This is a genomic window from Salinivibrio sp. HTSP, from assembly GCF_003390965.1.
GTDB lineage: Bacteria > Pseudomonadota > Gammaproteobacteria > Enterobacterales > Vibrionaceae > Salinivibrio > Salinivibrio kushneri.
In genome coordinates this window covers 1-10,058 of the sequence record NZ_PXUD01000074.1, presented here as the reverse complement: position 1 = coordinate 10,058, position 10,058 = coordinate 1, and the positions used below count along the sequence as shown (strand labels likewise).

Sequence of the window (10,058 nt, the reverse complement as noted above, 5' to 3'; positions counted from 1 at the left end):
GTCAAATTTGGCACCGATAGTGACAGGCGCCCATTGCATGGCGCAGTGCAACTGGCGCCCAGGCGGCAAAGTGCATTGTTGGTGGCATAATACCGAGGCTTGTGTCACCTACGCCAATGGCACCACCGAAAGCCCCCAATGCAAGCACGATCTGCTCCATCTAGTCTCTCTAACCCTATCATCTTTGTTCATTAATCATGCACTCAATTTGCCGCGTGACAAGAAACAGCCGCGATCTAAACTCACGATACACTTGGTGTTCAACATTATCTCGCAATGTTATCTCAGCATAGGTACCGAACTCTGCAAGCGAGGTTAACCCCAAAAGGGCGACTGTTCCGGCTTGTTTATGAACCCACTCGGCCCGTTCAAGCGCAGCGACCGGCGTATCTAGCTCAGCCACCAAACTTTTTACTGTCGCGTTTAACATCTCCTCTAGAACGTCAGCCTTACCAAATGCCGTTTTCAGTGCCTCGATATCTAAGCCGTTATTATCGACGACTCCCCAGCGCCGAAATAAATCACGGAGTTCCTGAAAAGGGATAGGCTTACTTAAAAAGTCATTCATACCCACTTCTAAACAACGCGTGCGTTGAGCAGGCAACACGTCCGCTGTCATCGCGATAATCGGAATATCACGATAAATAACAGGTTGAGCGCGAGTATGTTCAGTAAATTGGTATCCATCCATATAAGGCATATGACAATCGCAAAGGACAAATGCATAATCCTTTTGGGTCAAAAAACTTAATGCATCATTGCCATTGTCGGCAATATCAAACAACACACCCAGTTGATTGAGTTGGTGGGCCACCAGCGTCTGATTCACGTCGTTATCTTCCACGACTAAAATACGCACAGGAAGAACCGCCTCATACACTGATTGCGTCCCCGTGTCTTCTTCTAATCCTAATAGCTCATAACAGACCAGCCGAACACTTCGGTTCATAATGGGTTGTGAGTTTAATAACCATCTATTTTTATATCGACGTACTCCGACCATGCCAGAGAGCGGCGCCAATTGAACATCCGCCTTTTCATCATCATCGTCACTGAATCGAAAGACTGACGCCTTATCACTGATCTCAACCCCCAAGGATAAAAGATGCGTAGTCAAACTGGCATTAAGGATAGGATCGCCAACACCGACATTTACCTGTAAGCCATTAAGATAAGGATCAGTTTTTCGCCTTGCACTGATCACTAACGGCACCGTAAATCCCACCCAGCTTCCCTGACCCTTCTCACTTTCAACAATCATTTCTCCCGCCATCAGTTCGATCAGTTGCCGACTAATTGTTAGTCCGAGACCTGTCCCACCAAAGCGACGAGTGGTTGAGGTTTCGGCTTGCGAAAAAGGATGAAAAACCCGCTCGAGTTCTTCTTGGCTCATCCCAACGCCACTGTCTTGCGCACCAATTTTTAATACCTGTTTATCGTCGTCTTCGTGTACCACTTCCAATGTGATTAACACGCGCCCCTTATGCGTGAATTTTACCGCATTACTAACAATATTAATCAGAATCTGCCGCAAACGGTATTCGTCGCCGACATAAACAGCCGCTAGATTAGGTTCAATATGCAACTCTACGGATAGATTTTTCTTTCTCGCTTCATGACCACTCACTAATAAAACATTATCAATCAACTCACGTAACACAAAGGGACGCAATTCAATCGTCAATTTGCCTGCTTCAAGCTTTGAATAATCTAGCACTTCAGAAACGATATTATATAACATAGATGCCGACGAGGATGTCACTGCCAACATTTGCTTTTGCTCAAAATTAAGTGGCGTCATTGCGATTTGATCCAGCATACCAATAATGCCGTGAATGGGAGTGCGAATCTCATGGCTCATCGTTGCCAGAAAATTAGCTTTGATTTCCGTCTCTTCCTCCGCTTTTTTTCTTGATGTTATCAGCGCAGCTTCAATATCATTTTTATCCTTCATTAATCGTTTAAATCGCAGCGCGATACCTCCCAAAAAAACAACGGTAAAAATAATAACCAACACTAACCACAGGTCTATTTCCTTCGCGTCGGTGTTATTACGCACAGGCTCATCATGTTCTATTGTGTTAATACGAATTATTTCAGTTTCTTGGCTTACAGTTTTTTGGCTTGCAATCTCTTGCTGCCTTGGGCTTTCTTTACGAGGATCATGTTGATAATCCGCCGCAAAAGAAACCGCACTTATAAGCCAAATAAAAATGACACCCATCCGCATAGAAACCCCTACTCTCATGTTGGCCACCGTAGACAAAGTGCGGTACATAGGTCGCATCAATGACAGAGCCCCCTAATTTTTATCCAGAAAACCATTCTAATCTCGATAAAAATAGTCAGGCAGCGGCGTAATAGCCAGTTTCAAGGCACAAAAGTCACGCTACCACAAATATTTTTATTGCTAAGCCAAAGGGCGATGACTTCCCAAAGAACGATGACTTATCGAAAGTGCTAATGCGCCTTCCATACAACATCCTCAATCTTATTCACTTCAGTGATTCATGCTCGGTTTTTTTCAGACAATTATGCTAAAATTAGAGCATATGGCATTTTTTAGGATGGTAGTAAAATGAAAATTTTGATAGCCGATGATCATCCAATCGTACTGTCTGGTGTAAAAGCATTAATACAAAGTCAAGATACCAGCTTTGATATCGTTGCCGAGGCAACAAGTGTCGACGACATATTTAAAAAACTAGCAAAGAAAACAATCGATACGTTAATTACCGATTACAGCATGCCAAACACGGATCAAGTTGATGGTATGGCGATGCTCAAAAGAGTAAAACGCGACTACCCAACTATTAAGCTAATTGTCTTGACCCAACTTACCAACTCCGCACTACTCCATTCATTGGTATCACTAGGTGTCGACGGTATATTGCTTAAAAAAGATATCCTATCTGATATTCATCATGTTCTCGCAGAGGTAAAAAAAGGCAAGCGTTATATCTCCCCTAGTGTTAGTGATTTAATTTTAAGTCAACAACCCAGCGTGTCTCCTCCGTCACCCAAAGAGATGGAAGTGTTGCGATTATTCAGTACCGGAATGAGTGTGACAAAAATAGCGGCTTACACTAACCGGAGTGTAAAAACTATTAGCACACAAAAAAAGCAGGCAATGACAAAGTTAGGGCTCGACAATGACTCTGCAATTTATGAATATATAAAAAGTCTCGACTAAATAAAAACACTCGCACTCGGCCACCTAGAGTATTGTTGCAAAGTGGCCCGTAAGGGCCGTGTCACTCACCAATCAATTGAAACACATCAAACAACCCGCCCTTATCATCGATCACCGTTAGCATCACCATGTTATCGCTTAACGGTGATTCCAAACGCACGGTTTGGGTTTGCCCAGGCGCAATGGTGCGATTAAAACGTGTGTAAACCTGCCCATCTAGTTCAATCTTTGCCAGATTAAGATGAATCGCAGCGGCATTTTTTATCGCTAAGTAATCAATGCCCGCCTTCTTTTGTTTATCGACCTGAACTGAGTTTTGGATCGCTTGCTGCGATAACGTCATATCCGGTTGACGATAAAAGATCTTATACTGGGTTTGCATGGTGAGTGCCAGTTTATCAACCTGTGTTTCGGAACCCGTTAAGCTAGGCGGCAGCTCATGAATATTCAGCCAATACAAACGCTCCGTCTCAACAGGCTGATTGTCGATATTAATCAGTTGGATCACTTGAGACGCACCCGGCGCCAATTTAAACAGCGCAGGTTTCGTGATTAAAGGGGCTTCAGCGGTTTGGGGCACATTGCTTAAATCACCATCATCGACCCAAGATTGCACCACCACGCTGTAGCGATTGGTATTGGTGACATGGATTGACTGCGACGCAGCTGACGCATCAAATACCACTCGTGTGCCTTCTTCTAACGCAACGCCCGAAAAAACACAGGTGCTGAAAATAAGGCTCGCGAAGATTATTAAAAGTCCAAACATCTAATTAAACCTCATGACCACGCGCGCAGTCGACGAATACTGACCCGGTGTGATTGCTATCCCGTTCCCTACCTGACCTAAAGAGGCTTCAAAGGACATGATGTAACGGTTTTCTCCTATTTGAGTGCCGCCTGGTACCATTTGCGCTGGATTGGCTCCCCGATCGAAATAGCGATTCGGATCGGCAAAGCGAAGCTGCGTGCCAGACTCATCATAAAGCGTGACCGCCACGCCTTTCGCCGTCGTCTCTGCGTGATAGTTTTCACTAAGCAAATACGGCGTGGCCACACCCGCTTCTACCAAAGATAAATCTTGTGCCGTCGCAAAAGCCTCCGGGCTTGTCAGAAAAAACATACTGATTTCGCCTGGCCCCACGCCGCGTTTTGCGCCCTGCTCGCACTGATAAGACACCGAAAATTGGCCACGCCGTACACTGCCTTGAGCGAGTTCCATCACACTAATAGGCAGGAACGTTACTGTCGGGGTGACAAAGTTAACCAAACAGGTTTTTCCTCGGTGCATCGTCAAACTATTATGCAAACCAATTACGGCTGGCCAGTTACCATACCATCCTTCATAGTGCGTAAGATGATTTTGTCCCGGTTTTGGAGCTATTAACCCTGGTCCACGCATCGCTAAATAGCCAAATGGCTGACTGTGAATAAAGGAGTCGTAGATAACGCCATGACCACTTTCATCAGGGATCCGAATCAGTTCAATCTTTACATTACTAAAGTCTTTAGCTTTGACCAGAATGTTACCGTTACCATCACGATCGAGCCCAGTTAATGGCCGTGCTTTCCAAAAAGGCGAAAAATACTCCCCGGTTGCCAAATTAGTTAAGCGAAAGCCCAGTCCCTTATAATAGCTGGCGTACACATGTTCCATACCAAACGCGGTGCCGACTTCCCTATCATCACGGCCACCCCACTCGTAGTCACCATTGGTGGAATACATTTCAAAAATACGTCCGGCGGCAGCGGCCGGACACTTAAACAGCACCTGATTAGGCGAAAAATCGCCTTTTTCAGCAAAGTCCAAAAAGTGTTTCACCGCTGTGCTTAACACAGTACCAACAGGCTGAAACTCCACATTGGCAATATTGACATCCGGCATCATCATGTTGGCGTAGCGCGTATTCAATGCGCCTATCCATGTATTGGTTGTCCCATACTCCGGCTGCACACTCTCTGCCCGCCCTGGTTTGTTTTTAGAGCTAGAGGGCAGATGACTAATTCTCCAACACTTGTCAATGGGCTCATAGTGAGTGGCCTTCGCCTCGCTGACCAACATTGAGGCGCTGAGCAATAAGCCAATGAGGATGCGCATTTTCATTCTCCCTCCTGACACGCTGCCGAGACGGTAACAAAGTCTCGATTTACTTTGCGTGGCTCAGTCGTCAAATCATAGGGAATAACACACCGCTGGCTGTCTTGTTGCCCCCACTGAATGGTTAACTTACCGGTGAGTGTTGCCACGCGCACATAGGCCAAGCCATTTTGCGACACCATCCCAATCGATCGGCCTTGTACATCAACAATGTCTGCTCCCAATGGAGGACGCTTATCTCCCTGAATTTGAAGCAACACTGCTTTGCCCATGGTCGTCGGTACCTCATAGTGCACACTGGCACCGGCGGTGGGCACCACCCGAAACTGGGTTTCTTGTAGCTCAATATCTGGATTAATGATCGTCGAAGGATCAAGCGACACTTGGTTATATTTATAAGGTGCCAAATGATTAGCAATGCCATAACCGTTATCCTCAATCACACCGCCCCGAGCGTGACGTATTGTCGCGCCTTCCGCTCCATCGGCTTTGATCAGCGCAAAGGTCTCACCAAGGCTTTCAGTCATATTCATACCGCCTTGATGAATCACCAATCCACCGCGTGCGCTCACACCCCACTGCGTGTAATCATCACTTCGACTTAAGGTCGCCCCATACGCCCCTTTGGGAGACAGATGATTGACATTCATAGATACCACCGATAACTGATCGTCATTGCGCGAGTAATTTACCCCATAGGAGGTTTGATCCCAGCCGGCCAGCTGACCAGAGACCCCCGCTTGATAACGCGTATCCTCCTTCGACGTCTGAACACTAAAGTTCGCCAATGTTGACGACTGACGACCGCCCAGAGGCAGACTCACCCCCAAACTAAGCACATCATCCGCCGTGCTATTGTCCCGCTCAAAACTACGTAAATAGCCAACATTGACCGTTGCTCGTCCGATCTGGGTGGAGTAACTTAGCTGCGCTTGTGTGGTTGAGTCTTGCTCCCCGCGATAAACAGTGTGCGACCCAGAAAAATTCAATCGCCCACGCCCTGGCATAGATTGATCCACATTCAAACTAAAAAAATCACGCTCCGCCTGAAAAGAAGGCGCAGCAACACGTGCATCCTGTGCCTGCCAGCGCGCAAAATCACTCAAAGAACGATATCCATGACTCGAATAACGATAACTGGCTAAAGTCACTGTGGTATCCGTCTGCTCAAAATCCACCGAATAGTCGATGCCAGCACGCCATCCCTCATCCGTGTAGTTACCCATTGACGCGGCAGATAAACTCGATCGCAAACCAAACGCCCCCACGGAGGTTCCAAGTACGGCACCAAAGGTGGTACCAAGGTAATCTTCCGCTACCCGTAAACCAACATGCGAGGTTAAACGGTTGGTCAACCCACGCTCATACACCCCTTGGGCAAAATACGGCTCATCAACCACATTGGTAAGCCTTAGCTTACCGGCTGCTAAACCATATCGTGACTGTCCCGGACGCATCGAGCCTGGCACCGCCTGAAAAGGCACCGTAAATCGTTTAACCTGACCGTCCGCCTCTTCAACCACCACATCAAAGTCACCGCGGTAGAAAGGCGAAGTGATCTCTCTAATCTCAAACGGCCCGGCTGGCACCGTTTGTTGATGAATCTCGCGCCCTTGTTGAGACACAGTCACCGTCGCGACTGTGTTAGCCATCCCGACAATAACCGGCGCATAACCGCGGCGAGACATCGGCAGCATGCGAGGATCAGAATGTAATTCCGCGCCATCAAAGCTGACACCGTCAAACAAACTATCGGACGTATAAATCTGCCCAAAGGTAAGCTCACTTTCCCACGGTGCTATCGCGGTTGTCACATAGGTACGCCCATGGCGCAACTGCCGTTGGGTGCGATTACCCGCATTATTATAACTGTAATTAAACTGGCTTCTTATCCGCCAACGATCGACATTTACCCCGGTACGAACGCCAACAAACAGGCTATCATTGTCGCCCGCTCCCGCATCCGTTGACATGTGTGAACGATAGTAGTTGGTATCATAGTTGGTAAAAAACACCGCTTCACCGTCATCCCATTGCGCCGGGGCAATATAGCCATTGGGTTGTTGTTGCGTATAGGCTTGAGGCACCGTCACTTTCAATGCCAGCTTGGATTGGTTTAACTGAAAGCGATAACCATCCGCTTGCCAACACTGGGTGATCTCATCAACGCGTGTATGCGCCGCTAACACGCCCATCGTTTGCCACGTTTCACGCGATAAACAAGGCACCACATCCTCACCACGACGCACTAGCTCAACCAGTTGCCGACGAAAAAACCGCGCATTCAGATACACATCTAAACTGTATTCCCCCGCTTCGAACTGGGATTGACTCAGCACATTTTGCAAAATGCCATCCATTGCTCCTTCTTGCGGGTAGCCCAACAGTAAGGATTCATCAAACTCAAAGGCATCCTGATCGACACTTGCCGCCTCTTCGTCATTGGCATGGGCCCAGTTGTTAGCCATGAGATAAACAAACACCAGCACCCCTCGTATCAAGCACGCACGGGTCCCTCGACTCAGCTCACCATACTTTCTAGTTCTCATGATGCGAGCGTGTCGACAGCGGAATAGTGCCCGAAACCTGCGCGCCGTAGTCATTGATCGCCACATAATGCAACTCACTCTGTTTTTCACGCGCACCAGCCGGAGCCGACGACACATCCGCGGCAGTATAATCCACCACCGCCTTACTCCGTGGCGCAATCATGACCGCTCCCGACGTATAACGTTGATTATCAACTGTGATCGCGGTATGCGAGAGGTTAACGAAGTAACCCGCATTATTAGTCAGTGTTATCGACGCTAGGGCACCATTTTCGTGATAACGCGGCGTTGCCTTAAGCCCACTCACCGCAGCAGACGGCGTACCTATGATGGTATCTGGGCGATAAAACACCTTGACGCGATTGCGCAATACAATCGCCAGCTTACTCTGTCGGTTGCCGTTGTCGATATTGGGCGGGATCACTAAAAAGTTAAGATAAAACAGACTTTCTTTATCTTGCGCAAGCGGCTCACTGGTGTACATTAACCGTGCTGACTGACTAGTGTTCGCGTTCACTTTAAAGATAGGTGGCATGACCACAAACGGCGCATCCGCCGTCTTAGGTGTCGACTGCTCATCACCGGCATCAATCCACAACTGAACAATATTCGGATGCGGATCCGTGTTGGTAAATTCAATGGTATGCGCATCATTATTCGCGGGATAAATCACACGCGTGTTTTTTAACACCACAGACGCGGACGCGTGCATCACAGGCCACATTGCACCAAGACAAGCCAACACGATGAGGATCTTTTTTATACTCGCTATTTTCATCATTCACCTCACAGCTAAATCGTTATCTTGCCGAGCGAGCCACGATCGCTCACCATACCGATGATCGTGTCTTAAAGTCCTAGGCTATAATCTTTATAGATTGCCAAATGCCTGCTGCTAGCGGCGACCAAGGAGACACACCATGAAAACATCACTTATAATCGGCGTAGTCGCGCTGCTCAATATCTTCAGCACCTACAGCCTTGCCGAAGAGACAGTTGGGCAAGGCACCCTTGTCTTTGGAGGGAGCGTGGTTGAAAGCACCTGCGATCTGCACAATCATCAGCTTCGATGCGACGTGCCAGCCAATGCCACTAACATCAAGGTAACGGCTGATGATCCCACCTCTCGAGGTACATCGCCATCAACCACGCGCCAATCTTTACGCACAAGCCCTATTACCAAGCTTGAATATCAACAACTAAACAATAACCGGTATGTACTGGTCAGCTATTTATAGCTATCAAAATGGTAGCTATCGAAACCATCCAGTAGACCATTGATCAGTTATACGTAATGGCATACTGAACGGAAGCAAACACCTCGCCTGCGGTTGCTCCGCCCTCTTCGCTAATATACTGCACGCCGTATTCAGTCTTGGCCGAAGTCGTGCCCTCAGCCAGCACTAGACCCTGGAGCGCAGCTTCCGAGGTTAAATCCACAGGCTGTAGCGAATTATCCAGCAGTTGCAATGCCACATTGGTTGCATCACCCGTGTTGCCCAAGTTACCGGCGCCTGTCACGTTATTGCCCACAAATTTGGTTGTGATCTGCGTATCCGCTCCTGGTGCAGTGCACCCAGTAACACCCACAGTAAACATTTTCTGACCCGCCATATCCCCTGCATTGGCCAGCTCAGCGGCAGCAACCGATGACAAAAGCACGACCGGATTAGCGGTATTATCGTTTACCGTTACAGAGCAGGTTTGGTCTGTGACTTCACCCTTAAAGGTAATGGTATTATTGGCATGGACAGCCGTTGATGTGACTAACAAGGCACCGATAAGCCCCATCACCCGTGCTGTTGAAATGACTTGCTTTTGCATGTTTATATCCTCATAAAAAACTTATTAGCGCGCCTTGTATGACACGCCAAACACCTTGAATTGCGAGGATATAATCTTATTAGTGACCATCCCCGTAAGCAGTGAGAGGATTAGAACATGGACAGAAAACCATCGGTATAGGACGATTCCTATTTGGTAGGGTAAGAAATCTGATTAAGCGATAAATGGAAATAGCGTATCGTGCCAGCCTCCGCTCTTTTCTGTATTCCGTAAGCGAAGCGCTTTATATTCAAGATCCCGAATCAAGGTCGGACAAACACTACTGGCACCACCAAAATAAAAACCAAGCGTAGGTCGGACAAGCGCCAACACGATGTGAGCCTCGTTCCTCGGTGTAACTGGCGCGCCTCCGACACGGAGGTCAAATTTGGCA

At 47.7% G+C, this 10,058-nt stretch carries 9 protein-coding genes; 2 read left to right on the top strand and 7 right to left on the bottom strand.

Going from position 1 to position 10,058, the window contains the following annotated elements; all coding sequences use genetic code 11:
* Positions 1–178: 178 nt before the first annotated feature.
* Positions 179–2,248 carry an ATP-binding protein gene (locus C7A19_RS13070; RefSeq protein WP_162300275.1) on the bottom strand — a complete coding sequence of 690 codons (2,070 nt, stop codon included), beginning with the start codon at positions 2,246–2,248 and terminating at the stop codon, positions 179–181.
* A gap of 330 nt (positions 2,249–2,578) precedes the next feature.
* Here C7A19_RS13070 and C7A19_RS13065 point away from each other — a divergent pair, with 330 nt between their 5' ends.
* Complete coding sequence (locus C7A19_RS13065) at positions 2,579–3,193, top strand: response regulator (protein ID WP_077486906.1); 615 nt, start codon at positions 2,579–2,581, stop codon at positions 3,191–3,193.
* A 61-nt stretch (positions 3,194–3,254) separates the two neighbouring features.
* Here C7A19_RS13065 and C7A19_RS13060 read toward each other — a convergent pair whose 3' ends face one another.
* The 4 genes from C7A19_RS13060 to C7A19_RS13045 are packed head-to-tail and all read right to left on the bottom strand — an operon-like array spanning position 3,255 to position 8,552.
* Positions 3,255–3,962 carry a molecular chaperone gene (locus tag C7A19_RS13060; protein WP_116645081.1) on the bottom strand — a complete coding sequence of 236 codons (708 nt, stop codon included), beginning with the start codon at positions 3,960–3,962 and terminating at the stop codon, positions 3,255–3,257.
* Complete coding sequence (locus tag C7A19_RS13055) at positions 3,963–5,297, bottom strand: fimbrial protein (RefSeq protein WP_116645080.1); 1,335 nt, start codon at positions 5,295–5,297, stop codon at positions 3,963–3,965.
* On the bottom strand, positions 5,294–7,774 hold the full coding sequence (locus C7A19_RS13050) for a fimbria/pilus outer membrane usher protein (RefSeq protein WP_162300274.1): 2,481 nt from the start codon (positions 7,772–7,774) through the stop codon (positions 5,294–5,296). Before C7A19_RS13050 ends, C7A19_RS13055 begins: the two co-directional genes overlap by 4 nt.
* Before the next feature lie 55 nt (positions 7,775–7,829).
* Complete coding sequence (locus C7A19_RS13045; RefSeq protein WP_162300273.1) at positions 7,830–8,552, bottom strand: molecular chaperone; 723 nt, start codon at positions 8,550–8,552, stop codon at positions 7,830–7,832.
* Between the two features lie 208 nt (positions 8,553–8,760).
* On the opposite strand from C7A19_RS13045, the gene C7A19_RS13040 reads away from it, so the two are divergent.
* Positions 8,761–9,078 (top strand): hypothetical protein, encoded by a 318-nt coding sequence (locus C7A19_RS13040; protein ID WP_116645077.1) that lies wholly within the window; start codon positions 8,761–8,763, stop codon positions 9,076–9,078.
* A 43-nt stretch (positions 9,079–9,121) separates the two neighbouring features.
* Here C7A19_RS13040 and C7A19_RS13035 read toward each other — a convergent pair whose 3' ends face one another.
* Positions 9,122–9,664 carry a fimbrial protein gene (locus tag C7A19_RS13035; RefSeq protein ID WP_116645076.1) on the bottom strand — a complete coding sequence of 181 codons (543 nt, stop codon included), beginning with the start codon at positions 9,662–9,664 and terminating at the stop codon, positions 9,122–9,124.
* Positions 9,665–9,838: 174 nt separating this feature from the next.
* Positions 9,839–10,058, bottom strand: a 220-nt coding sequence (locus C7A19_RS15785) for a hypothetical protein (protein ID WP_235614309.1), incomplete at its 5' end; no start/stop codon positions are given.